Annotated in this window: 25 protein-coding genes; 7 read left to right on the top strand and 18 right to left on the bottom strand. The window is 57.9% G+C overall.

The window, feature by feature from the left end; all coding sequences use genetic code 11:
* Positions 1–43: 43 nt before the first annotated feature.
* The 5 genes from ACZRJ6_RS03245 to ACZRJ6_RS03225 form a co-directional block, all read right to left on the bottom strand.
* Entirely contained in the window at positions 44–970 is a 927-nt protein-coding gene (locus ACZRJ6_RS03245; protein WP_463967047.1) for a glutamate/aspartate ABC transporter substrate-binding protein, read from the bottom strand.
* A 327-nt stretch (positions 971–1,297) separates the two neighbouring features.
* On the bottom strand, positions 1,298–2,836 hold the full coding sequence (glpD, locus tag ACZRJ6_RS03240) for a glycerol-3-phosphate dehydrogenase (RefSeq protein ID WP_463967046.1): 1,539 nt from the start codon (positions 2,834–2,836) through the stop codon (positions 1,298–1,300).
* Positions 2,837–3,056: 220 nt separating this feature from the next.
* Entirely contained in the window at positions 3,057–3,812 is a 756-nt protein-coding gene (locus ACZRJ6_RS03235; protein WP_133099701.1) for a DeoR/GlpR family transcriptional regulator, read from the bottom strand.
* Positions 3,813–3,907: 95 nt separating this feature from the next.
* A complete protein-coding gene (gene glpK / locus ACZRJ6_RS03230) occupies positions 3,908–5,413 on the bottom strand; it encodes a glycerol kinase GlpK (protein ID WP_463967045.1) in 1,506 nt (501 codons plus the stop codon).
* 78 nt (positions 5,414–5,491) lie between these two features.
* On the bottom strand, positions 5,492–6,349 hold the full coding sequence (locus tag ACZRJ6_RS03225) for an MIP/aquaporin family protein (protein ID WP_463967044.1): 858 nt from the start codon (positions 6,347–6,349) through the stop codon (positions 5,492–5,494).
* A gap of 383 nt (positions 6,350–6,732) precedes the next feature.
* On the opposite strand from ACZRJ6_RS03225, the gene ybaK reads away from it, so the two are divergent.
* Positions 6,733–7,203: a Cys-tRNA(Pro) deacylase gene (ybaK, locus tag ACZRJ6_RS03220; RefSeq protein WP_463967043.1), complete on the top strand. Its 471-nt coding sequence runs from the start codon at positions 6,733–6,735 to the stop codon at positions 7,201–7,203.
* A 22-nt stretch (positions 7,204–7,225) separates the two neighbouring features.
* Here ybaK and ACZRJ6_RS03215 read toward each other — a convergent pair whose 3' ends face one another.
* Positions 7,226–8,332 (bottom strand): ABC transporter ATP-binding protein, encoded by a 1,107-nt coding sequence (locus tag ACZRJ6_RS03215; RefSeq protein ID WP_463967042.1) that lies wholly within the window; start codon positions 8,330–8,332, stop codon positions 7,226–7,228.
* The gene (gene argF / locus ACZRJ6_RS03210) at positions 8,329–9,249 is read right to left on the bottom strand and encodes an ornithine carbamoyltransferase (RefSeq protein ID WP_350612382.1); all 921 of its coding nucleotides are present in this window, start codon (positions 9,247–9,249) and stop codon (positions 8,329–8,331) included. The genes ACZRJ6_RS03215 and argF overlap by 4 nt, the downstream gene beginning before the upstream one ends.
* Before the next feature lie 468 nt (positions 9,250–9,717).
* Between argF and ACZRJ6_RS03205 the strand changes: the two genes are divergently transcribed.
* Both ACZRJ6_RS03205 and grxD read left to right on the top strand, forming a co-directional pair.
* Positions 9,718–11,826 (top strand): molybdopterin oxidoreductase family protein, encoded by a 2,109-nt coding sequence (locus ACZRJ6_RS03205; RefSeq protein WP_463967041.1) that lies wholly within the window; start codon positions 9,718–9,720, stop codon positions 11,824–11,826.
* A 115-nt stretch (positions 11,827–11,941) separates the two neighbouring features.
* Entirely contained in the window at positions 11,942–12,283 is a 342-nt protein-coding gene (grxD, locus tag ACZRJ6_RS03200) for a Grx4 family monothiol glutaredoxin (protein WP_133099694.1), read from the top strand.
* Positions 12,284–12,454: 171 nt separating this feature from the next.
* Here grxD and bfr read toward each other — a convergent pair whose 3' ends face one another.
* Complete coding sequence (gene bfr / locus ACZRJ6_RS03195) at positions 12,455–12,925, bottom strand: bacterioferritin (protein ID WP_149411052.1); 471 nt, start codon at positions 12,923–12,925, stop codon at positions 12,455–12,457.
* A gap of 199 nt (positions 12,926–13,124) precedes the next feature.
* On the bottom strand, positions 13,125–13,343 hold the full coding sequence (locus ACZRJ6_RS03190) for a bacterioferritin-associated ferredoxin (protein ID WP_133099692.1): 219 nt from the start codon (positions 13,341–13,343) through the stop codon (positions 13,125–13,127).
* A gap of 324 nt (positions 13,344–13,667) precedes the next feature.
* On the opposite strand from ACZRJ6_RS03190, the gene ACZRJ6_RS03185 reads away from it, so the two are divergent.
* Entirely contained in the window at positions 13,668–14,270 is a 603-nt protein-coding gene (locus ACZRJ6_RS03185; protein WP_463967040.1) for a peroxiredoxin, read from the top strand.
* A gap of 66 nt (positions 14,271–14,336) precedes the next feature.
* Here the strand turns inward: ACZRJ6_RS03185 and rnt are convergent, their stop codons facing one another.
* Both rnt and pyrC read right to left on the bottom strand, forming a co-directional pair.
* The gene (rnt, locus tag ACZRJ6_RS03180) at positions 14,337–15,008 is read right to left on the bottom strand and encodes a ribonuclease T (RefSeq protein WP_149411053.1); all 672 of its coding nucleotides are present in this window, start codon (positions 15,006–15,008) and stop codon (positions 14,337–14,339) included.
* A complete protein-coding gene (gene pyrC, locus ACZRJ6_RS03175) occupies positions 15,005–16,051 on the bottom strand; it encodes a dihydroorotase (RefSeq protein WP_463967039.1) in 1,047 nt (348 codons plus the stop codon). Before pyrC ends, rnt begins: the two co-directional genes overlap by 4 nt.
* A gap of 156 nt (positions 16,052–16,207) precedes the next feature.
* On the opposite strand from pyrC, the gene ACZRJ6_RS03170 reads away from it, so the two are divergent.
* The 3 genes from ACZRJ6_RS03170 to ACZRJ6_RS03160 all read left to right on the top strand — a co-directional run bounded on the left by ACZRJ6_RS03170 (position 16,208) and on the right by ACZRJ6_RS03160 (position 19,741).
* Positions 16,208–17,116 carry a flagellar protein MotY gene (locus ACZRJ6_RS03170; RefSeq protein WP_463967038.1) on the top strand — a complete coding sequence of 303 codons (909 nt, stop codon included), beginning with the start codon at positions 16,208–16,210 and terminating at the stop codon, positions 17,114–17,116.
* 128 nt (positions 17,117–17,244) lie between these two features.
* Positions 17,245–18,462 carry an argininosuccinate synthase gene (locus ACZRJ6_RS03165; RefSeq protein ID WP_133099687.1) on the top strand — a complete coding sequence of 406 codons (1,218 nt, stop codon included), beginning with the start codon at positions 17,245–17,247 and terminating at the stop codon, positions 18,460–18,462.
* A 646-nt stretch (positions 18,463–19,108) separates the two neighbouring features.
* On the top strand, positions 19,109–19,741 hold the full coding sequence (locus tag ACZRJ6_RS03160; protein WP_463967037.1) for a response regulator: 633 nt from the start codon (positions 19,109–19,111) through the stop codon (positions 19,739–19,741).
* Positions 19,742–19,818: 77 nt separating this feature from the next.
* On the opposite strand, the gene ACZRJ6_RS03155 is transcribed toward ACZRJ6_RS03160, so the two are convergent.
* From ACZRJ6_RS03155 to ACZRJ6_RS03125, 7 genes are all read right to left on the bottom strand, one after another.
* Positions 19,819–20,001, bottom strand: a complete 183-nt coding sequence (locus ACZRJ6_RS03155) for a PA3496 family putative envelope integrity protein (protein WP_463967036.1) — start codon at positions 19,999–20,001, stop codon at positions 19,819–19,821.
* A 107-nt stretch (positions 20,002–20,108) separates the two neighbouring features.
* Complete coding sequence (nth, locus tag ACZRJ6_RS03150) at positions 20,109–20,747, bottom strand: endonuclease III (RefSeq protein ID WP_463967035.1); 639 nt, start codon at positions 20,745–20,747, stop codon at positions 20,109–20,111.
* Between the two features lie 25 nt (positions 20,748–20,772).
* Complete coding sequence (locus ACZRJ6_RS03145) at positions 20,773–21,279, bottom strand: Rnf-Nqr domain containing protein (RefSeq protein WP_463967034.1); 507 nt, start codon at positions 21,277–21,279, stop codon at positions 20,773–20,775.
* Positions 21,272–21,883: an RnfABCDGE type electron transport complex subunit G gene (locus tag ACZRJ6_RS03140; protein WP_463967033.1), complete on the bottom strand. Its 612-nt coding sequence runs from the start codon at positions 21,881–21,883 to the stop codon at positions 21,272–21,274. The genes ACZRJ6_RS03145 and ACZRJ6_RS03140 overlap by 8 nt, the downstream gene beginning before the upstream one ends.
* On the bottom strand, positions 21,880–22,866 hold the full coding sequence (locus ACZRJ6_RS03135; protein WP_463967032.1) for an RnfABCDGE type electron transport complex subunit D: 987 nt from the start codon (positions 22,864–22,866) through the stop codon (positions 21,880–21,882). Before ACZRJ6_RS03135 ends, ACZRJ6_RS03140 begins: the two co-directional genes overlap by 4 nt.
* Positions 22,853–24,061 carry an electron transport complex subunit RsxB gene (rsxB, locus tag ACZRJ6_RS03130; protein WP_463967031.1) on the bottom strand — a complete coding sequence of 403 codons (1,209 nt, stop codon included), beginning with the start codon at positions 24,059–24,061 and terminating at the stop codon, positions 22,853–22,855. The genes ACZRJ6_RS03135 and rsxB overlap by 14 nt, the downstream gene beginning before the upstream one ends.
* Positions 24,058–24,636: an Rnf-Nqr domain containing protein gene (locus ACZRJ6_RS03125; protein ID WP_463967030.1), complete on the bottom strand. Its 579-nt coding sequence runs from the start codon at positions 24,634–24,636 to the stop codon at positions 24,058–24,060. The genes rsxB and ACZRJ6_RS03125 overlap by 4 nt, the downstream gene beginning before the upstream one ends.
* Positions 24,637–24,691 lie beyond the last annotated feature (55 nt).

Genomic DNA, 24,691 nt, shown 5'->3' with positions numbered 1-24,691 from the left:
TGAGGGAGGTTTGGCCCCCTCAGGAGATAAGGTTAGTTCGGAATCAGGACTTTTTTTCGGCCGTCTTGTCGTCAGCCGCTTTGTCGGTCGGATTGGCGATCAGGGCCTTGAGCTCGTCGCTCATCGGGAACATCAGGTTCAGGCCTTTTGGCGGGATCGGCGAGCTGAACCACTTGGTGTAGATAGTGTTGATCGCGCCCGACTTGTAGGTTGCGACGATTGCGTCGTCCACAGCCTTCTTGAACGGAGCGTCGCCCTTGCGGACCATGCAACCGTAGATTTCGTAGGATTGCGCAGTACCGGTCACTTCCCAGTCGGTTGGCTTCTTGGCCTTGGCCATTTCGCCAGCCAGCAGTGCATCGTCCATCATGAAGGCAACGGCACGGCCACTTTCCAGCATCTGGAAGGATTCACCGTGGTCCTTGGCGGAGATGACGTTCATGCCCATTTGCTTGTCGGCGTTCATGGACTTGAGGATGCGCTCGGACGTGGTGCCGGCGGTGGTCACGACGTTCTTGCCCTTGAGGTCAGCGAAATCCTTGTAGGTCGAGTCCTTTTTGGACAGCAGACGGGTACCGATTTCGAAGATGCCGACTGAGAAGTCGACTTGTTGCTGACGCTCTACGTTGTTGGTGGTGGAGCCGCACTCGACGTCCACGGTGCCGTTCTGCACCAGCGGGATACGGGTTTGCGAGGTGACCAGGTTGTATTTGACCTTGAGGTCCGGCATGTCGAGGTCTTTCTTGATGGCCTCAACGATTGCCAATTGGATGTCGTGGGAGTAGCCCACTGGCTTGCCGGATGCGTCCGCGATGTAGGAGAACGGAATGGAAGCGTCGCGGTGGCCCAGAGTGATGGTGCCGGACTCTTTGATTTTCTTCAGTGTGCCGGTGAGTTCGGCGGCGAAAACTGGAGTGCTAATCAGAGCTGCAGCGATAGCTGCGCCCAAAAGATGGGGAACGATGCGCATCAATACTTCCTCGACATTTGTTTTTTTTATGAAGCCGGTTAAGACGGCCATTTTTATATACACAGCTACAGCGAATGCCTATGACGGCTCCTGATGTATCTCAGGCAATTGCACCAGAAGTGTAGAGCATGAGTCGTGCCAGGCTTGGCATAAAAGGTTAACTATTTGATTTATAAGTAGATTAATTTTATATGAACGGATTTTTATAGTGCCTTGATCCGGCAAACCGAATGGTTCGGCTTATGGCGTTCGGGAAACCGAATATTTGGAAGTGTATGAAAAAGCCCCTGAACCTTTCAGTGCAGGGGCTTGGTGACGGTCGATCAATCAGGCCGCTTCAATCTTGCTGCGGTTCTGCTCCACCTTGGTCAGGTAGCGCTGCACGCTTTCCTGTTCTTGCGCGGTGGTGAACAGGCCCAGCTTGCTGCGGCGCCAGAGGATGTCCTGTGGGTGCAGGGCCCACTCTTCGGCACACAGGTAGTCGACTTCCCGGGTGTACAGGCCGCCACCGAGGTGGTCACCCAGGTCGGCCAGCGATTGCACGCCTTCCAGCAGGCGCCAGGTACGGCTGCCATAGGTGGTGGACCAGCGTCGGGCGATCTCGCTGGGAATCCAGTCGAACTTGCTGCGGATAGCCTCGGCGAGGGCCTCTGGGGTGGTCATGTCTTCGCCGCCGGGCAAGGTCGCCTTGGCGGTCCAGCTTGGCAAGATGTCCTTGAAGTACGGGGCCAGTTGCGCCAGCGCCGATTCTGCCAGTTTGCGGTAGGTGGTCAGCTTGCCGCCGAACACCGACAGCAGTGGCGCCTCATCGGCACCGCCGGACAGCGCCAAGGTGTAGTCGCGGGTCACGGCCGATGGGTTGTCGGATTCGTCGTTGCACAGCGGGCGCACGCCGGAATAGGTGTGGACGATGTCGTCGCGGCTCAGTTGTTTCTTGAAGTGGGCGTTGACCACTTTCAGCATGTAGTCGGTTTCACCCTCGGTAATCGCCACTTTCGCGGGATCGCCGGTGTACTCGCGGTCGGTAGTGCCGATGATGGTGAAGTGACTCAGGTACGGAATGGTGAAGACGATGCGCTGGTCTTCGTTCTGCAGGATGTGCGCATGGGCGCCTTCATACAGTTTCGGCACGATCAGGTGGCTGCCCTGGATCAGGCGGATACCGTAGGGCGATTCGAGCTTCAGGTCATCCTTGATGAACTTGGCGACCCATGGGCCGGCAGCGTTCACCAGCGCCTTGGCGCGGATCGAGAACAGGCTGCCATCGGCGCGTTCCAGGTGCAGGTGCCACAGGCCCTTGCTGCGACGGGCGCTGACACAACGGGTTTGCGTGTGGACGTGGGCACCTTTTTCCCGCGCGGCCATGGCGTTGAGCACCACGAGGCGTGCGTCGTCGACCCAGCAGTCGGAGTATTCGAAGCCTTTGGTGATTTCGCTTTTCAGCGGGCTGTCCGGGCCGAACTTGAGGCTTTTGGAGCCTTCGAGTTTTTCCCGTTTGCCGAGGTGGTCATAGAGGAACAAACCGGCCCGAATCATCCACGCCGGACGCAGGTGCGGGCGGTGCGGCAAGACAAAGCGCATTTGCTTGACGATGTGCGGGGCCTTGGCCAGCAGCACTTCCCGCTCAGCCAGGGCTTCACGCACCAGGCGGAACTCGTAATGTTCAAGGTAGCGCAGGCCACCGTGGATCAGCTTGCTGCTGGCGGAGGAGGTGTGGCTGGCCAGGTCGTCCTTTTCGCAAAGGAATACTGACAAACCGCGACCGGCTGCGTCTGCTGCAATGCCGACGCCATTGATCCCGCCGCCAATAACGGCAACGTCATAGACTTCGGCAAGCGGTGGAGCAGGCAAGGTAGAAGGGGTCATCGGCTGGCCTCACGATCTTTTTTTCATATTGGAATTCGAACATTAATGTTCATTTTCGAAAATGGTAGCTCATAAACGCGGGCACAGCCAGCCAACTTCGATTGAAAATACTGATCGAAGGGTGGGGAAAGGAAAATTTGTGAACACTGCGATGGGTGTGTGAGTGCTGCATTGGCGAGCGGGCAAGCCCGCTCGCCACAGATGAGGTATGAGCTGTTGCTTAAACCACTTCCAGGCGAATCTTGTTCTGATTGAGCAATTGCAGCAACGCCGGTACCGGCTGCTGATCGGTGACCAAACAATCAATCAAACTGATCGGTCCCAGGCGAATCATGGCATTGCGCCCGAATTTGCTGGAGTCAGCCGCGAGGATTACCTTGCGTGCATTGGCGATGATCGCTTGGGAAACCCGTACTTCCTGGTAGTCGAAGTCGAGCAGGCTGCCGTCTTCATCAATGCCGCTGATGCCCACCAAGGCAAAGTCGACCTTGAACTGGTTGATGAAATCGACGCTGGCCTGGCCCACCACGCCGCCGTCACGGCGCACGTTGCCGCCGGTCAGCAGCACGTCGAAGTCGTCCTTGGCGCTGAGCATCATGGCGACGTTGAGGTTATTGGTGATGATTTTCAGGTGGCTGTGGTTGAGCAGCGCCTTGGCGATGGATTCGGTGGTGGTGCCGATATTGATAAACAGCGAGGCGTGATCGGGGATTTGCGCGGCAATGGCTTCGCCGATGCGCTGTTTCTCGTCGCGCATCTGATCGGCACGCATAGCGTACGCGGTGTTTTCAACGCTGGAATCATAGGCCGCGCCGCCGTGGTAGCGGCGCAACAGGTTTGCTTCCGCCAGTTGATTGATATCACGGCGGATGGTTTGCGGGGTGACAACGAACAGCTGCGCCATTTCCTCGATACTCACATAGCCGCGTTCGCGGACCAGTTCGAGGATTTGCTGCTGGCGGGGAGGCAGATTCATGGGGCGTCCTTTGGGCTGCCGTACAAAAGTGGCCCATGATGACGCAGGAATCTGCTCCCTGCCAGTTACAACCCTATATGGGTCCAGCGCTTGGCTTATTCAGCGCCTTCGTGGGGTTCCCAGTCGCGGGTGCGGCTGACGGCTTTTTTCCAGCCGGCGTAGAGTTTTTCCTTCACTGCGTCTTCAAGTTGCGGTTCGAATTCGCGCTCAATCACCGCCTTGCCGCGCAACTCGTCCAGGCTGCCCCAGAAGCCACAAGCCAGGCCGGCCAGGTAGGCGGCACCCAGTGCGGTGGTTTCGCGCATTTGCGGACGTTCCACCTGAGTGCCAAGAATATCGGCCTGGAACTGCATCAGGAAGTTGTTCGCTACTGCGCCGCCGTCCACCCGCAGGGATGTGAGGCGTTCGCCGGAATCCTGCTGCATGGCGTCGAGTACGTCGCGGGTCTGGTAGGCAATCGACTCCAGTGCTGCACGAATGATGTGATCCACTCGTACGCCACGGGTCAGGCCGAACAGCGCGCCACGGGCATAGGGGTCCCAGTACGGTGCGCCCAGGCCGGTGAAGGCCGGGACCAGGTACACGCCGTTGCTGTCTTTGACTTTGCTGGCAAAGTATTCGGTGTCATGGGCGTCGTTGATGATCTTCAGCTCGTCCCGCAGCCATTGCACCGTGGAACCGCCGTTGAACACAGCGCCTTCCAGGGCGTAGGCCACTTCACCACGGGGGCCGCAAGCGATAGTGGTGAGCATGCCGTGCTTGGACTTGACCGCTTTGTCGCCGGTGTTCATCAGCAGGAAGCAGCCGGTGCCGTAGGTGTTTTTCGCCTGGCCTGGTTCTACGCACATCTGGCCGAACAGTGCTGCTTGCTGGTCGCCGGCGATACCGCCGATAGCGATGCCGCTTTTGGTGTGACCATAAATCTCTGAAGAGGATTTCACTTCAGGCAGCATTTCGCGGGGGATATCGAGGATATCCAGCATCTTCGCATCCCACTCAAGGGTGTGGATGTTGAAGAGCATGGTGCGCGAGGCGTTGGTGTAGTCGGTGACGTGGGTCTTGCCGCCGGTAAATTTCCAGATCAGCCAGCTGTCGACGGTGCCGAACAGCAGTTCGCCGTTGCGCGCGCGTTCGCGGCTGCCTTCGACGTTGTCGAGGATCCACTTGAGTTTTGTGCCGGAGAAGTACGGGTCTGTGACCAGGCCGGTGATGTCGCTGATGTATTGCTCATGGCCGTCGCGCTTGAGCTGTTGGCAAATTTCGGTGCTGCGGCGGCACTGCCAGACAATGGCGTTGTAGATCGGGCGGCCGGTGACCTTGTCCCAGACCACGGTGGTTTCACGTTGGTTGGTGATGCCGATGGCGGCAACCTGGTCATGGTGCAGGCCGGCTTGTGCCAAGGCTTCGACCATTACCGCGCTCTGGGTGGCGAAGATTTCCATCGGGTCATGTTCGACCCAGCCAGGTTGGGGGTAATGCTGGGTGAATACACGCTGGGCGGTGCAGACCACGTTGGCGTCACGATCAAAAATGATCGCCCGGGAACTGGTCGTGCCCTGATCGAGGGCAATGATGTAGTTCTTATTCTGAATGTCGGTCATGTCGATTGCCTTGGACGGAAAAAAGAAGTGAGTAAGTAGCCTGGGACGCAAAGGGCAGTAAGACTCAGGCTAGCGCTTTCAGGACGTTCGGGTTTTACCGCTAGCGGCGGCGGTATCAGTTGCATCAGTTGTAGCAGGTGCGGCGTTGGGCAGGTGCCGGGCAATCAACCCGCGATAAGCCGCAGCGCCGAGGCAGGCACCGACAATCGGTGCAAAGATCGGAATCAGGAAATAGGGAATGTCGCGCCCGCCGGTGAAGGCCATTTCACCCCAGCCGGCGAAAAAGGTCATCAGCTTGGGGCCGAAGTCACGAGCCGGGTTCATCGCAAACCCGGTCAGCGGGCCCATGGCGCTGCCAATCACGGCGATTAGCAAACCGATCAGCAGCGGGGCCAGAGCGCCGCGCGGCAAGCCGTTGTTGTCATCAGTCAGGGCCATGATCACGCCCATCAGGATTGCGGTGATGACCACTTCAACCAGGAAGGCCTGAGCGGTAGTCAGCAGTGGATGAGGGTAGGTGGAGAACACCGACGCCAACTCCAGGCTGGCCTGGGAGCCACGGATCATATGGTGGGCTTGTTCGTAATCGAAAAACAGATTGCTGTAGAGCGTGTAAACCAACGCGGCGGAACAGAAGGCGCCAGCGACTTGGGCGATGATGTAGAACGGCAGTTTGCGCTTTTCAAAATCGGCAAAAATACACAGGGCAATACTGACGGCTGGATTGAGGTGAGCCCCGGAAATGCCGGCGCTCAGGTAGATCGCCATGCTGACGCCGATCCCCCAGATGATGCTGATTTCCCACAAGCCAAAACTGGCACCCGCGACCTTGAGCGCGGCAACACAACCGGTACCGAAGAAGATCAGCAGCGCAGTCCCCAGGAATTCGGCCATGCATTGGCTTGAGAGTGAAGGCTGTTGAAGAGCAGTTGTCATTGAAAACCTCTGTTTTTGTTGTTGTCTGGCGCTTTGCCTCACGGAGGCTCTTTGCAAAAGAAGCGCGATTTTCACCGTGGCGAGGATCTCCATCCTATTCGCGGCTTACTGCTTGGATACTGAGGCGCTATTCCTACAGCATTCGTAAACGAAAAAATATAGACAAGAAACACGGCTGTCAAAGGTCGAAAGTGAACTGTCAGTCATTTTCTAACTATTGGTCTCGTGAATGATCGTGGCGAATACGTGGTCAGGCTCGCCCAATGTGCTGTCAGGATTTGCGCGGATGAGCCGCAGAGCGCTTCGGACTAGAGCCTTTTACGGTGGCATGGCCTAGAATTGGCCATCAGTTTTTCCACGTTTGTCCCAAGCCTGGAGCTCTCATGACGCCTGCATTGGACCTGTTGAAAAAAGTTCGTGCCGAACATCGCATTCACAATTACGAACATGACCCCAAGGCGGCCTCTTATGGCCTGGAGGCCGCAGAGAAATTGGGACTTGATCCGGCACAGGTGTTCAAGACCCTGCTTGCCAGCAGCGAAAAAGGTGAATTGTTGGTGGCGGTGGTGCCAGTCGTCGGAAGTCTGGATTTAAAAGCCCTGGCTCAAGCAGCGGGGGTGAAAAAAGTCGAGATGGCCGATCCTGCAGCGGCGCAACGCTCCACTGGTTATTTGCTGGGAGGGATCAGCCCATTGGGGCAGAAGAAGCGCTTGCGCACTTTTATCGATGTGACGGCGCAGCCGTTCGCGACGATTTTTGTCAGTGCGGGGAGGAGGGGGCTTGAGGTGGAGTTGGCAGCGGCAGCGTTGGCCGAGCATACCCAGGCCAAGTTCGCGGAAATTGGCCGGGCTTGATGCTTTCTGTATGGGCGAGCTTCTACACGGTGCTGTAGCGCCGCACACCTGAGTCAACCTGAGGAATGTGCGCCGCCGTGCTGCCCGACGCCTGGAACAGCACCAGATGTTCGGCTGCCACGCGAATGCCAACCTCGGCACCGACTTGATGGTCAGCATGGCTGGGGAAAATCGACTCCAGCTGTGCGCCGGTTGGCAGTTGCAGGCGATACAAGGTCGACGCACCGAGGAAGGTCTTGCCGACGATTAGCGCTTTTAATGTGCTGTCTGGTGCATAGACGATGTCATCCGGGCGCAGCAGCACATCCACCGCGCCGCCAATCGGCCAGGTATAGGCGCGGTTGCCCTGCAGTTCACCCAGCTCGGTGGTCACCGATTCCGGCGTGTTCAACTGGCCACGAATGAAGTAACCCTGGCCAATGAAGCTGGCGACAAAGGGCGTCAGCGGCTCATGGTAGAGGTTGTAGGGCGTATCCCATTGTTCCAGGCGGCCTTCCTTGAACACACCGACATGGTCGCTGACCGCGAAGGCTTCTTCCTGATCATGGGTCACCAGAATCGCACTGGTGCCTCGAGCCTTGAGGATATCGCGCACTTCATGGCTGAGCTTGCGCCGCAGTTCGCCGTCGAGGTTGGAGAACGGTTCATCCAGTAACAGCAGTTGCGGTTCGGGGGCCAGTGCCCGGGCCAGAGCTACGCGCTGTTGCTGGCCGCCGGACAGCTCGTGGGGGAAGCGCTTGCCCAGGCTCTTGAGGTTGACCAGCTCCAGCAGTTCTTCAACTACTCGCGTTTTTTGCGGGTGCTTGCGAATGCCAAAGGCGATGTTGTCGGCCACGCTGAGGTGAGGAAACAATGCGTAGTCCTGGAAAACCATGCCGATGCGACGTTTCTCCGGCGCCAGGGTAAAGCCGGCGCTGGAAATGACTTCACCGGCCAGGCTGATTTCCCCTTCGTACACCGGCTCAAAGCCGGCAATCGCCCGCAGAGTGGTGGTCTTGCCGCACCCTGAGGAGCCCAGCAGGCAACCAATGTCGCCGGCGTTGAGGTGCAGATTGAGGTTCTGTACCACCCGTTGGCCCTGATAACCGCAGGCCAGGTTGCGCAGATTCAGCAGTAATGGCTGGCTCATGCGTGGTGGTATGCAGGCGGGACGAGGAGTTCCAGCAAGGCCTTTTGGGCATGCAGACGGTTTTCCGCCTGGTCCCAGGCCACCGAGCGTGGGTCATCCAGCAGGTCGAGGCTGATTTCTTCGCCACGGTGGGCGGGCAGGCAATGCATGAACAGCACGTCCGGTGCCGCGAGGTCGAGCAGGGCGCGGGTAACCTGGAACGGCGCGAACAAAGTCAGGCGCTTGGCGGTTTCGTCTTCCTGGCCCATGGAGGTCCAGACATCGGTGCTGACCAGGTGCGCGCCGACTACGGCGTCCTGTGGATCGCGAACGATCTGCACACGGCCGTCGGCCTTGGCGAGGAATTCAGCAGCGGGTTCAAAGCCTTCAGGGCAAGCGATGCGCAGGTGGAAGTCGAACTGGATCGCCGCTTCTATGTAGCTGTTGCACATGTTGTTGCCATCGCCGATCCAGGCCACGGTCTTGCCCTGGATCGAACCACGATGTTCGAGGAAAGTTTGCATGTCGGCCAGCAACTGGCACGGGTGCAAGTCATCGGACAGGCCGTTGATCACCGGTACCCGGGAGTTGGCAGCAAACTCGGTGAGGGTGCTGTGGGCGAAGGTGCGGATCATTACTGCATCGAGCATGCGTGACATGACAATGGCGCAATCGCTGATCGGCTCGCCACGGCCCAACTGGGTGTCCCGAGGCGACAGAAAAATAGCCTGACCGCCGAGCTGGATCATGCCGGCCTCGAAGGACAAGCGGGTGCGGGTCGACGACTTCTCGAAGATCATCCCGAGTACGCGGTTTTTCAAAGGCTCGAACAGTACACCGCGATTACGCAGGTCTTTAAGCTCAATGCCTCGACGGATCACACTGACCAGCTCTTCGGGCGTGCAATCCATCAGGGAGAGAAAGTGCCTTGCGCTCATCATTAACTACCTTTTTGCAACAGACCGCAGATGCTCAAAGCCTGGTTTATTTTGAAAACGGGCGAGACCTGCGGCGAAAGCCGCACGGGGCGACGAAATAGGGGGAGGCGCGATATTGACACTAAATGTCGCGCCTTACCAATAGGCTACGGTTTTTTAGGGGTGTTCAAAGGAGCGGGGATAGCGCTTTTGAAGCCTTTTTCCTGACAGTAGCAGGTCATTTGTACACTGGCGTCACGCAACTTTGCAATGCGCGAAGGCGGGCGCAGGCCAGGCTGCGTCGGTTTAAGTGGCTGAAGAGGGATATGTCGGACGTTTTTGAAACGTTTTCCAATGCTTCGCCATGGCCTGGCCTGATGCCCTTCGATTCACGCGACGAACGTTGCTGGCGCCGTTGTCAGTGGCGGGCCATAGTTTTAGCCAAAGCGCTCACCTCGACGACGCTGCCCCCAATAAAAGAGACTGGCTATGACCAAGACTCTCCATCACCGTGCCTGCCATCTGTGCGAAGCCATCTGCGGCCTGACCCTGGAAACCACTCAGGGAGAAGATGGCAGCATGACCATCACCTCAATCAAGGGCGACCCACTGGACAGTTTCAGTCGCGGTCATATCTGCCCCAAGGCCGTGGCCCTGCAAGATATCCAGAACGATCCGGACCGCTTGCATCAACCGATGCTGCGGGTCGGTAGCGAATGGCAGCCGATCCCCTGGGATGAGGCCTTTGCCCTGGTGGCCGAGCGGCTGGCGGGGATTCAGGCCCGTCATGGGCAGAATGCGGTCGCGGTGTACCAGGGTAATCCCAGCGTGCATAACTATGGCTTGATGACCCACAGCAACTATTTTCTTGGCCAGTTGAAGACACGCAATCGCTTTTCCGCCACCTCGGTGGACCAGTTGCCTCATCATCTCACCAGTCACCTGATGTACGGCCATGGCCTGTTGCTGCCGATTCCAGACATCGATCACACCGATTTCATGCTGATCCTCGGCGGTAACCCGTTGGCGTCCAACGGCAGCATCATGACCGTGCCAGATGTGGAAAAGCGCCTGAAAGCCATCCAGGCCCATGGCGGTAAAGTGGTGGTGGTCGACCCGCGCCGCAGCGAGACAGCTGCGATGGCTGACCAGCATCTGTTCGTTCGTCCCGGTGGCGATGCGGCGTTGTTGTTTGGGCTGCTCAATACGCTGTTTGCCGAGAACCTGACCCGTGACAGCCACCTGCCGATAGACGGGCTGGATGACGTGCGCCGCGCCATTTCAGGCTTCACGGCCGAGGCGATGAGCCGCCAGTGCGCGGTGCCAGCCGAGCGGATTCGTCAGTTGGCGCGGGATTTCGCGGCAGCGGACAAGGCCGTCTGTTATGGCCGCATGGGCGTCTCGACCCAAGCGTTCGGCACGTTGTGCCATTGGCTCGTGCAGTTGATCAACCTGGTTACCGGCAATCTTGACCGCGTAGGTGGTGCGTTGTGCACCGAGCCTGCGGTGGATCTGGTGGCGGCGACCTCTGGCGGGCATTTCAATCGTTGGCAGAGTCGCGTTTCCGGGCGTCCGGAGTACAGCGGCGAGTTGCCGGTGTCGGCCCTGGCCGAAGAGATACTCACCGAAGGCGAAGGGCAAATCCGCGCACTGGTGACGGTAGCGGGCAATCCGGTGTTGTCCACACCCAACGGGCGGCAACTGGAGCAGGCCTTGGATGGTCTTGAGTTCATGGTCAGCGTCGACCTTTATATCAACGAAACCACGCGCTATGCCGACCTGATCCTGCCGTCCACCTCGGCCCTGGAAAACGATCATTACGACACCACTTTCAATATGTTCGCGGTGCGCAATGTCACGCGGTTCAATCGCGCGATTTTGCCCAAGCCCGAGGGCGCGCTGCACGATTGGGAAATCTTTGTGGGCTTGGCCCAGGCGTTTGCAGCGAAAACCGGCAACGTACTCAAGCCGACCATGGCGCCAGCGCAGATGATTGACTTCGGCCTGAGGGCCGGTGCCTACGGTGATGCTTCCAGCCACAAGTTGTCGGTAGCGGCGTTGGCCGATCATCCCCATGGCCTTGACCTGGGGCCGCTGAAAGCCAACCTGGCTGCTCGACTGAAAACTGCCAATCTGCGGGTGCAGGCGGCGCCAGCGGTTATTCTCGCGGACCTGGTGCGCTTTGCCGCGCAGCCACTGCCTGCGGTTGATGAGTTACTGCTGATTGGTCGTCGTCATGTGCGCAGTAATAATTCGTGGATGCATAACTACCATCGCTTGGTGAAGGGCAAGCCTAGGCATCAGTTGCTGATGCATCCCGATGACCTTGCCAGCCGTCAGTTGAGTGACGGTCAGCGGGTTCGCGTGAGTTCGCGCATTGGCATGATTGAAGTGGAAGTAGTGTCCAGCCTGGACATGATGGCGGGTGTGGTCAGCCTGCCCCACGGTTGGGGTCATGGTCGCCCCGGCGTACAGATGACCATCGCCAGCGGGCAGCCAGGGGCGAGCGCTAATGACCTGACGGATGAGCGGCAGTTGGATGAGTTGTCGGGCAATGCGGCGTTGAACGGCGTGCCGGTGCAGGTGGTTGCGGCGTGACAGTGGAGGGGGTGGTGACTTGTCCGTCGGGGAGTCCGAGCACCACGCCAGGCTTTGCGTTACAATGCGCCACCGTGCCGACCCGTGAGTCGCAAAGTTCCAGCCGAGGTGCTCCATGGATATCATCGAAACGATTAAAGAGCAGATTGCCAGCAACACGGTTCTGCTTTACATGAAAGGCTCGCCGAATGCCCCCCAGTGTGGCTTTTCCGCGAAGGCCGCCCAGTCCGTGATGGCTTGCGGTGAGAAGTTTGCTTACGTGGATATCCTGCAGAACCCGGAAATCCGCGCCAACCTGCCGAAGTACGCCAACTGGCCAACCTTCCCGCAGCTGTGGGTCGGCGGTGAGCTGGTCGGCGGTAGCGATATCATGACCGAGATGGCGGCTGACGGTTCGTTGCAGACCACTATCAAGGCGGCTGTTGAAGCGGCTGCTGCAAACAAGACCGAAGCCTGATTTGTTTTAGGTGCCGGCAATAAAAAGCCCCGCTTCTCGATAAGAGAGCGGGGCTTTTTAGTGGCTAACTTGTAGGAGCGAGCTTGCTCGCGAAGAACTTATAGGCGCCGCGAAACACCAGATTCGCTGCGTTATCGTTAACGCTCTTCGCGAGCAAGCTCGCTCCTTGGGTTATTCACCCATCTGCGATTGCAGATAATTCTCGATCGTTACTTTGTCGATCAGGCCGACTTGGGTTTCCAGCCAGTCGATGTGCTCTTCCTGGTCTTCAAGGATATCTTCCAGCAACTCGCGGCTGCCGAAGTCGCCCTTGGTTTCGCAATGAGCGATGGCAGCCTTCAGGTTGGTGTGGCTCTTGCGCTCGAAGTTCAGATCACAGGTAATCATTTCCTGGGAGTGCTCACCGATGTGCAGCTTGCCCAGGTCCTGGACGTTCGGCAGGCCTTCCAGGAACAGGATGCGCTTGATCAGCTTGTCCGCGTCCTTCATGGCCTGGATCGATTCTTTGTACTCGTGCTTGCCCAGCTTTTCCAGGCCCCAATCTTCATACATGCGCGCATGCAGGAAGTACTGATTGATCGCGACCAGTTCATTGGCAAGGATTTTGTTGAGATGCTGGATGACTGTAACGTCGCCTTTCATGATGGGGTTCTGCCCTGTATTCGCTGTATATAGGCAGGAGTTTGAGTGGCGCAATGATTACTGTCAAACCTAAGGTATTGAATAATATATGAAAATTAATCGGAATAAGAATGTTTTTGTTCCGCGTCTTGACGGTAACTGATTGAATTGCGGGCATAAAAAAACCGGACACTAAGTCCGGTTCTTTAAAACACGCCAATTATGCGTGTGTAAATTCTGCAGAGTAGGGGATCGCAGCCTGGGCGCTTTGCAGCTTCGTCAGGGTTTCCCGTACCACTTGCTTGGCCAGGCAGGCACATTTGCCGCATTGGCTGGCAACGCCGGTGGTTTCACGCACTTCTTTGTAGCTGCAGCAACCTTCGTAGATTGCTTCGCGGATTTGTCCGTCGGTGACGCCAGTGCAGAGGCAGACATACATAAGGGAGAACCATCGCGGGTTTGAGGCTTAAGTGCGATGGATCTTAATGTTAACGAGAATGATTGTCAAAGTAGTTTCTGTCAGCTCCTGGCTAGAGCGCTCCCTTACCGATGAACGGTTTGTGCGCAGGGCGTTTTGCCATCATTCGGCCCGCGCAGGGGATTTGAAAAATCCACTAAGGACAGCTCAAAGTGGCCGTGTATGATGGTCGGTCTTCACGAAGTGTGATCGCGTCACAGCCCTGTCGTTTACCCAAGGCAGACTGGGCCGGGTCCTTTTTTACTTCAATCATGCTTTTATCAGCACTGCATCAGGAGATATCCAATGAGCGTACTCGTCGGCAAACTAGCCCCGGATTTCGATGTACCTGCCGTCCTCGGCAATGGCGAAATCGTTGACAGCTACAAGCTGTCTGAAGCCATCAAAGGCAAATACGGCCTGGTGTTCTTCTACCCGCTGGACTTCACCTTCGTCTGCCCATCGGAGCTGATCGCTCTGGATCACCGCATGGACGATTTCAAGGCGCGTAATGTTGAAGTGGTAGCCGTTTCCATCGACTCCCATTTCACCCACAACGCCTGGCGTAACACTGCCATCAATGATGGCGGCATCGGCAAAGTCAAATACACCATGGCTGCCGACATGAAGCACGACATCGCCAAGGCCTACGACGTTGAGTCCGAAGGCGGCGTAGCGTTCCGTGGTGCGTTCCTGATCGACGACAAGGGCGTTGTCCGCTCGCAGATCATCAACGACCTGCCGCTAGGCCGTAACATGGAAGAGCTGATCCGCCTAGTTGACGCGCTGCAATTTCACGAAGAGCACGGTGAAGTCTGCCCTGCCAACTGGAAAAAAGGCGACAAGGGCATGAACGCTTCGCCAGAAGGCGTTGCGGCTTACCTGACCGAGAACGCTAGCAAGCTGTAATCGCCACGTTAGCGGCAAAAAAAACCGGCCTGAGAAGGCCGGTTTTTTTATGCGCAGGATTTAACCTCAGTCGTTGAAGTCTTCCCAGCCACCCATCTGTTTCCAGCGGTTGACGATGCCGCAGAACAGGTCGGCGGTCTTCTCGGTGTCGTAGCGGGCCGAGTGGGCTTCACGGCCGTCGAAGTCGATACCGGCGGCCTGGCAGGCTTTTGCCAGCACGGTTTGGCCATAGGCCAGACCTGCCAACGTCGCGGTGTCGAAACTGGAGAACGGATGAAACGGGTTGCGTTTCATGTCCAGGCGCGTCACGGCGGCGTTGAGGAAGCCCAAGTCGAAGCTGCTGTTGTGGCCTACGAGGATGGCGCGTTTGCAGCCATTGGCCTTCAAGGCCTTGCGCACACCGCGAAAAATGTCGGTCAGCGCGGTTTCTTCGCTGACGGCCATGCGCAGTGGATGATCGAGCTTGATCCCAGTGAACTCCAGGGCGGCCGCCTCGATGTTGGCGCCTTCGAACGGTTCGACGCGAAAGAAGTGGGTGTGTTCCGGAAACACGAAACCCTGTTCATCCATGCCGATGGTGACGGCAGCAATTTCCAGCAAGGCGTCGGTGGCGCAGTTGAAGCCGCCGGTTTCTACATCAATGACCACTGGCAGGTAGCCACGGAAACGCTCGGCCATCGGGTGACGGGAACCGCCACCACCGTGTTCCTGGTCGTCGTCGAAATGGTCTTCACTCACGGGTGTTCCTCCAGCAGGCGCCAGCGCAGTGTTTCACCGGCGCGCAGCGGGATTACGGTCAGCTCGCCAAATGGCAGGCTGGTTGGGGCGGTCCAGTCTTCACGAACCAGGGTAATGCGGTCGGTATTCGCCGGCAGCCCGTAGAAGCGCGGGCCATTGAGGCTGGCGAAACCTTCAAGCTTGTCCAGGGCGTTGCGTTGCTCGAACGCCTCGGCGTACAGCTCGATTGCGGCATAGGCGGTGTAGCAGCCGGCACAACCACACGCAGCTTCCTTGGCGTGCTGGGCGTGGGGCGCGGAATCTGTGCCGAGGAAGAACTTCTCGCTGCCACTGGTGGCGGCATCGAGCAGTGCGACCTGATGGGTGTTTCGCTTGAGGATCGGCAGGCAGTAGAAGTGCGGCCGAATCCCGCCCACCAGCATGTGGTTGCGGTTGTACAGCAAGTGATGCGCAGTGATGGTCGCGCCGACGTTGGCCGAGGCCTCGGTGACGAACTGCACGGCATCAGCAGTGGTGATGTGTTCGAACACGACTTTAAGGGTCGGGAACAGCTCGACCACGCGACGCATATGCTCGTCGATAAAGATCTTCTCGCGATCGAATACGTCGACATCGCCACGGGTGACTTCGCCGTGGATCAGCAACGGCATGCCGACCTCTGCCATGGCTTCGATAGCCGGCAGGATCTTATCTATGCTGGTCACGCCAGAATCTGAGTTGGTGGTTGCGCCGGCCGGGTACAGCTTGGCGGCGTGGACAAAGCCGCTGGCCTTGGCCTCGCGAATTTCTTCGGGCTGGGTACGGTCGGTCAGGTACAGCACCATCAACGGTTCGAAGCGGCTACCGGCCGGTCGTGCAGCGAGAATGCGCTGGCGATAGGCGTCGGCTTCCGCGGCGTTACGCACCGGAGGTACCAGGTTAGGCATGATGATGGCGCGGCCAAACGTGCGCGCTACATCGGCCACGGTTTGGGGCAACGCTGCACCATCGCGAAGATGAATATGCCAGTCGTCGGGACGCAGCAGGGTCAGGCGGTCGGACATTGGGGATTCCAGGCGGGTCAATCTGGTGGGAATGCTACCGGAAAAGACTCTTGCAGGCACTCGCTATCAAGTTTTGCAGGATGCGACCGATATCCCTGGGTATGCCTTAACGATGTATGACGCCTTGATGTGTTGTAGAAACCAATGGAGCCTCCCGTGCGCCAGCATTATCTAGCCCTGCTCAGTGTGTTCGCCAGCTTGCCCGCGATGGCCCTCACGTTCCAGACCCGTCTGGAGAATATTGAGTGGAAGGTAGAAGGCGACAAATTCGAGTGTCGCTTGAGCCAGCCGATCAGCGATTTTGGTTCTGGCGAGTTCGTGCGCCGTGCGGGCGAGCAGGCAACATTTCGCCTGAAAGCCTATAACGGCTCTCTGGGTGCAGGTTCCGCGACACTATTGGCGGCAGCAGCGCCGTGGCAGCCGGGGCGCGGTGATATCAATCTGGGAGCAGTGCGTGCCGGTAGCGGTGATGTGCTGTTCAACAGCTCCCAGGCCCAGGCCGGGCGTTTATTCAATGGCTTGCTCGATGGCCGCAGCCCGACGGTGCGCCACTACGGCCGCGATGGGGGTTACTCCGAAATACGTCTATTGCCGGCGAAGTTCAACAAGGCCTACAGCGACTATCAGTTGTGTACCGCGAAATTGCTGCCGATGAATTTCGAGCAGGTTAAACAGGCCGAGGTAGGTTTTCCCGGTGGTGGCATCGACCTGGACGCCGCTGCCAAGGCCAAGCTGTTGGTGATGCTGGAATTCATCAAGGCCGATCCGACCGTCAATCATATCGAGTTGGACGGCCACTCGGACAACAGCGGCAATCGCCTGGCCAATCGTGACCTTTCAAGGCGTCGCGGCCTGGCGGTGATGGACTTTCTCAAGGCCAACGGCATCCCTGAATCGCAGATTGTCTTGCGTTTTCACGGCGAACGTTACCCGCTGGCACCGAACACCAATCCAGGCAACCGGGCGAAGAATCGCCGTGTCAATATTCATCTGGAGCGGGTGCCGGCCCCCGAGAAGCCTACGCCCCAGGCGAAGGCCCCGAGTAGCGCCGCCTCCACCTCCTGAGGTGCGGCTATTCGTCGCCCGCCCGACAGAATCTGTCGCTTTATCTTCATTTGCTGTCGCGCCCCTGTAAATTCACGGTTTTGATCGGTAGAATCGACGCCTTTCCGTAAAACCCGTGGAGTGATGGCATGGCCGACGTAAACAAGGTCGTTCTCGCGTATTCCGGCGGCCTGGACACTTCGGTGATCCTCAAGTGGCTGCAGGATACTTATAACTGTGAAGTGGTGACCTTCACCGCTGACCTGGGTCAGGGCGAAGAGGTCGAACCTGCACGTGCCAAGGCGCAAGCCATGGGCGTGAAAGAGATCTACATTGACGACCTGCGCGAAGAGTTCGTCCGCGATTTCGTCTTCCCGATGTTTCGCGCCAACACCGTCTACGAAGGCGAGTACCTGCTGGGTACCTCCATTGCACGTCCGCTGATTGCCAAGCGCCTGATCGAAATCGCCAACGAAACCGGTGCTGATGCCATTTCCCATGGCGCCACCGGCAAGGGCAACGACCAGGTGCGTTTCGAACTGGGCGCCTATGCGTTGAAGCCTGGTGTGAAAGTGATTGCCCCTTGGCGCGAATGGGACCTGCTGTCTCGTGAAAAGCTGATGGATTACGCTGAAAAGCACAACATTCCGATCGAGCGCCACGGCAAGAAGAAGTCCCCGTACTCGATGGACGCCAACTTGCTGCACATCTCCTATGAAGGCGGCGTGCTGGAAGACACCTGGACCGAGCACGAAGAAGACATGTGGAAATGGACCGTCTCCCCGGAGAACGCGCCTGACACTGCACAGTACCTGGAGCTGACCTACCGCAACGGCGACATCGTCGCGCTGGACGGCGTCGAAATGACCCCGGCCACCGTATTGGCGACCTTGAACCGTATCGGTGGCGAGCACGGTATTGGCCGTCTGGACATCGTCGAGAACCGTTACGTGGGCATGAAGTCCCGTGGTTGCTACGAAACCCCGGGCGGCACCATCATGCTGCGTGCTCACCGCGCCATTGAGTCCATCACCCTGGACCGTGAAGTCGCTCACCTCAAAGACGAGTTGATGCCCAAGTACGCCAGCCTGATCTACACCGGCTACTGGTGGAGCCCTGAGCGTCTGATGCTGCAACAGATGATCGACGCTTCCCAGGCCCACGTGAGCGGTGTTGTGCGCCTGAAACTGTACAAGGGCAACGTCATCGTCACCGGGCGCAAGTCGGACGAGTCGCTGTTCGATGCCAACATCGCTACTTTTGAAGAAGATGGCGGTGCCTACAACCAGGCGGACGCGGCCGGCTTCATCAAGCTCAATGCACTGCGCATGCGCATTGCGGCCAACAAGGGCCGTAAGTTGTTCTGAAATATCTGAGCTGTTGTGAAAAGGCCCCTTGTTTAAGGGGCCTTTTTTTTACTGGAAATTATGGGGAGCCCGAACTTTTTTTATAGTGTTTTATTGAGGGAGGGGAGCCAGCGCGTCGCATCGGTTTAATTTTTTAAACGCTGGTTTGGCAACTCTGTTTATGTGTCGCTACGTTTAATTTGCCTGGCTTGCTGTAGGGGATGTTGAGGCGTTGAAGTTTAGATATCTTCCTTGTGGTGTCGGAAGGATTAATCGGTGTGTGGTATTGGCTTACACGTCAGATTTACAGGAGTATTAACGGCTAACTTCTCTTGAGAGCGTTTACAACGTTAATACTCTGCGCGTCAGCAGCGTAAGGTTAAAGGCAAGCAAGGGGCATTGCCTGGGGCTCGTGTGCGGTATATTTACGCTGAGCCCCTTTGTGTAGGAGTGTTTCACTCAAAATATGTTTGCCTGCGGAATATTCTGAAAGGTCAAGTAACATGCGATACACCCTTGCTGACGTTTTTTTGTAGGCTAAATCCTATCTCCTTGTGGGGTGGGTCTCTGATTGCTGTTGCTTGGGGGGGCGAGCTATGCCAAGGACGAAACGACTAGGCTATTGTGCTGGCTCTAAATAACTCGAACAGCGAAATTGGACTTGCCCATGAATAAAGTGCTGATCGTGGATGATCATCCCGTCATTCGTCTTGCTGTACGTATGCTAATGGAACGTCATGGTTACGAGGTCGTCGCCGAGACCGACAACGGTGTCGATGCTTTACAACTTGCCCGCGAACATATGCCTGACATCGTCATACTTGATATTGGTATTCCCAAACTTGATGGTCTGGAAGTTATTTGCAGATTGTCCTCCACTAAACAAACTCAGCCCTTCAAGGTGCTGGTGCTGACATCTCAGGCCCCAGGACACTTCTCCATGCGTTGCATGCAGGCAGGCGCTGCGGGTTACGTGTGTAAACAGCAGGATCTGACCGAGCTCTTGAGCGCTATCAAGGCCGTGCTGTCTGGCTACAGCTATTTCCCCAACCAGGCACTCAACTCCGTGCGATCCACGTTGGGTAACGCCAGTGAGGCGCAGATGGTCGAGCGTCTTTCCGGGCGGGAAATGATGGTGCTGCAGCAACTGGCCCGGGGCAAGACCAACAAGGAGATCGCCGATGGAGTGTTCCTGAGTAACAAAACCGTGAGTACCTACAAAACGCGCTTGTTAATGAAGCTCAATGCGCGGTCCCTGGTTGACCTGATCGAGTTGGCTCAACGCAACGGTCTGGTCTAGCAGAAGCAAAGCCTCGGGCCTGAAATGGGCAGAAAAAAGCCTCCGCAAGGGAGGCTTCTGCTCATGACCTGTCGTAATCAGAGATCGAAGTCGTAATCAGCCAGTTGCTTTCGCAAGCGTCGCTCTTCCAATAGGTTATCGATGGTGCGGCGTTTGCTCAGATTGGTCTTGGCCACCTCTACCGGCGCCTCCGTTGCCTCATCAGATTCCGCGGCAACAAAGTCGTCTTCTGCATCCAGTTGTTCCTTGCCAGTGCTCATAAGGTTAACTCCAGGCTAAGACTGCCGTTGGCGCTCCTTATAACGATAAACGTCGACCGGGTAAAAAAGATTTTTTCAATCGACTGATCAATAAAAGCAATAGTTACTCAATCGTCGGAAGTCTTTTCCTTGTATTCGCACAGATCTTCGATACGGCAGCTGCCGCAGCGGGGCTTGCGGGCTTGGCAGACATAGCGCCCATGGAGAATCAGCCAGTGGTGGGAATCGAGCAAGTAAGGCTTGGGTATAAACCTCATCAGCTGTTTCTCTACCTCCACCACATTCTTTCCGGGTGCCAACCCGGTGCGGTTGCTGACGCGGAAGATATGGGTGTCCACCGCCATAGTCAGCTGGCGAAACGCCGTGTTGAGCACAACGTTGGCGGTCTTGCGTCCCACTCCTGGCAGGGCTTCGAGGGCTTCGCGGGTTTGCGGCACTTCACTGGCGTGAAGCTCCACCAGCATGCGGCAGGTCTCTATGACGTTTTTCGCCTTGCTGTTGTACAGACCGATGGTCTTGATGTACTCGGACAATCCTTCAACACCAAGGGCGTAGATTGCTGCCGGGGTGTTAGCCACTGGAAATAATTTGGCGGTGGCCTTATTGACGCCGACATCCGTTGACTGCGCCGACAAAATCACGGCAATCAGCAACTCGAACGGCGAGGAGTAGGCCAGTTCGGTTTTCGGTTCTGGATTGTCTTCGTGAAATCGACGAAAAATTTCCAGGCGTTTTGCGGCATTCATGGGGCGAGCGGTTCCTTGCAAACGGTCAATGTGGTTTTGAGTGTTGGGCCCAGGCCTGCCACCCGGCGAGCAGCAATCCGAGCAGGATAAACCCTCCCGGTGCGAGTGTGGCGAAGGAGCTGCCACCCAATAAAGGGCGTAATAGGCCCAGGGCTGCCAGCAGCAGGCCAAATATGCCGAACAGTTGAAGGCGCGCCTTGACCTGGTCGGTCTGGAAAAAGCCGGTGGACTCAAGCAGCACGCACTGAACGCTGATCAGTGCCAGGTAAATGCCCAGGTCCCGAGACAGGCTCAATGCAAAGGCCTGCAAGGCCAACTGCACGCAACTGGCCCAGGTCGCAGCCAGCAATAAACTGGCGATTAGTTGCAGTCGGCCATTCAGGCGGTTTCGCACCAACCCCCTGCTCAAGCCGTACATTGTCACAATCAACACCGCCAGCACCCAGAAGCTCAGAGCCTTGGGCAGTGTGTCGCTGACACCTATCAGCGGCGCAAGCATCAATGAGCCGGCCAGACCGCCAGATTTAGTCACGGGCAGGTACCTCCAGCAGGTGCTGACGATGTTCATCAAAGTAACGCAAGGCATCGTGGACCGCGTTGATCACTGCGCGGGAGGTAATGGTTGCGCCGGCCATTTGATCGAATTGCCCGTTGTCTTTCTTCAAGGCCCAGGACGAATCCTGCGGGTTGCTGCGCGAAAGTCCCTGGAACGCCGAGAGCCAGGGATTCCCGGCCTCAGTGATATGCCCACCCAGGCTTGGGGTTTCCGACTGTTTCAGGACTTTCACGCCCAGCAGTTTCCCGTTGCTGGCGATGGCGATCAACAGTTCGATGCTACCGCCGTAGCCGGTGGTTTGAGAGCGCAGCAACACGGCGCTGGGTTGCCCTGACAAGGTGGCGAGGTATCCATTGAGCAGTTGGCTGTTGTTCAGTGCCAATGGCTTCACTGCCAGCGGATGCTCCAGTGGCTGGTTGTCGTAGCTTGCGATGGGCAAGGCGTCCAGAAAGACTCGGCTTTGCAGCTCGCGTTGCTGCGAGGCGATGCGACCGGAGGTCAGTTGCTGCACGGCCAGGGTCAGGGCTGCCCCCGTCACGGCGACCGACAGCACGATCATGAGTCCTCTGGCGGACTTCATACGTCCACCGATTGCGGTTTGGGTGTCGCCAGGCGTTCCAGCGCTGGCACCGCCAGATTCATCAGCAGCACGGCAAACGCCACACCATCAGGGTAACCGCCCCACGTACGAATCAGATACGTCAGCAACCCCACCCCGGCACCAAACAGTAAACGCGATCGCGGGCTTTTGGCGCCCGATACCGGCTCGGTGACGATAAAAAATGCCCCGAGCATGGTTGCGCCAGAGAACAGATGAAACAGCGGCGAACCATGGGAGTCGGACCCGGAGCCGTTCCAGAACAGCAGGCTGATCACGAACAGGCTGGCGAGCATTCCCACTGGCGCGTGCCAACTGAACACCCTTCGCTGCAGCAGAAAAAGCCCCCCAATGAGAAATGCCAGGTTCACCCATTCACTGCCTTTGCCGGCGATATGGCCGAAGGCCGGGTTGCTGGCGAACAGTTCGTCGATGGTCAGGCTTTTATTGATGCGCAGGGCATCCAGCGCCGTCGCCTGGGCCCAGGCATCGGGGGCATTCCCCTGCATACCAAACACCTGTTGCAGGCCGGCCAGCAGGTCCAGGCCGTGGGAGGCTGGCCAGTGGGTCATCGGTTGAGGAAAGGCCACCAGCATCAACGCATAACCGACCATGGCTGGATTGAAAGGGTTCTGGCTGGCGCCATACACGTGTTTGCCCAACAGTAATGCACTGCTCACAGCCGCTACACATAGCCACCACGGACAATAAGGCGGTAGCGCCAGGGCCAGCAAGGTTGCGCTCACCAAGCCGCTGAGATCGCTGACGGGAATGCCGAGGCGGCGACCGCGCAGGCGATGGACACAGGCTTCTACCGTCAACGCACAAATGCAGGCCAGCAGTAGATTGATCAACACCCCCCAGCCGTACAGCCAGAACAGCACCAGCAAACCGGGCACCGTTGCTAGCAGCACGCGTTTCATCGCTTGTTGCTGGCGGTCGTCGACGGTTTCAAGTGCTGACATGGGCGTCCACCAGCCGTTGGGCTTCGTCGAGGTGTTGCCGGGCGACTGCCAGCTCGGTTTCGCGGGTGGCGGGTTGGCGCTCCAGTTTGCTCAGGTCCGCACGGGCATAGGCCAGGGCGGTTTTCAACTGGCGAAGCTGGCTGTCGATGGGGCGCTTTTCGATCCGTTGCAAATCGGGTCGTGGCTGGTCGCTGCCTTCCTCTGCGTGGTGCAAGGCTTGTTCGGCGGCCGTCAGCGCGGCACTCAATGCGGCCAGCTGCTGGGCGTCGACGTGGCTGTCCTGGGCCTTTTTCAGTTCCGAGCGGCGCATTGCCAGCTGGATTTTGGCGCGTTTGAGGTCTGGGTCCTTATGCGTTGCTGGTGCCGCAACGACTGGGATACTGACTTCGAGCGAGGACAATTCCTGTTCGGCGACTTCGAATTGCTGCTGCAGGATGATCAGTTGCGACTGCTGCTCAAATGTCGGCGGATGACCAAAGGCTTTCAGGGACTTGTTGAGCTGGGCCCGACTCATGGCCAGGTTGATCTTGGCCTTTTTCACCGCCGCGTCCATCGCCGCGGCTTTTTGTGCGCGAACCCGCTCAATGGCCGCCTGGACAGGGTTGTTGCTCACTTCATCCACAGGTGCAGGGCGTTTGGTACGAGCCAGGCGTTCAGCAAGCTTGTGCTCTTCTTCGCGCTGCAGGCGTGCATTGCGCTGTTCGAAGCGGCGCCGGGCGTGGTCGCGCTTGGTGCTGCGGGCCTGGCGCTCCTCGGCGGTGGTCGCCAGATCGCCGACAACCGGCAGTACCGTGGCCAGGTGCAGCGGCTGCATTTCGATACAGTCAACCGGGCAGGGCGCGACACACAGGTCGCAGCCGGTGCACTCGTCGATGATCACCGTATGCATCAGCTTGGCGGCGCCGACGATGGCATCTATCGGGCAGGCCTGGATGCACTTGGTGCAGCCGATGCACTCCGCTTCGCGGATAAAGGCGATCTGCGCCGGCGCTTGGCCTCGGGAACTGTCCAGTTCCAGCACAGCCACGTTTAACAACTGTGCCAGCCCGGCGATGGTTTCCTGTCCACCTGGCGGGCACTTGTTGATGGCTTCGCCCTGGGCGATGCCTTCGGCGTAGGGTTTGCAGCCGGGGTGTCCGCATTTGCCACACTGGGTCTGCGGCAGTAAAGCGTCGATACGTTGAATCAGGCTCATGGTTTGATCATTGCGTTGAAACCCAGAAAGGCCACGGCCATCAGCCCCGCGCTGATCAGCTCGACCGGCAAGCCCCGAAAGGGCAATGGGATATCGTTGCTGGCTATGCGCTGGCGCAGGTCATTGAACAGGCTCAGCACCAGCCAGAAACCCAGGCCGGCGCCCAGGCTCAGGGCGCTCATGTGCGCCAGGCCTTTATCGTCCTCGGTACCCAGCAACACCACGCCCAATACCCCGGCATTCCCCAGCAGCAAAGGCCACAGGCCATTGAACGACAGCTTGGGTAGCTGGTGGGATAGCACGCTCAGCAGCGGTTTGATCAACAACACCGTGACCGGTAACAAAATAAACAGTCGCAGGGATGTCAGCGCCAGTGGCTGCAAAAGATAGTGATCAAACAGATAGCCCAGAATGCCACTTAGCAGCATCAGCAGGGTCGTGGCCACGCCCAGGGCATGCACTCGCTTGAGTGAGCCCGCGTTGGAGGCCAGCACCGGGTCGACAGCCAGCGGCATCTGCAACACGAAGTTGCTGATCAGGGCCGTGCTGACAAGGGTGAGAAGCATATCGGTCATGGTCATGCCGGGCTAAGCAAGCAGAATCCGATTATCCGGCAAGCGAGGAGGGGGC

This window comes from Pseudomonas sp. C321, from assembly GCF_055407105.1.
This window is presented reverse-complemented; position numbering and strand designations above follow the sequence as displayed.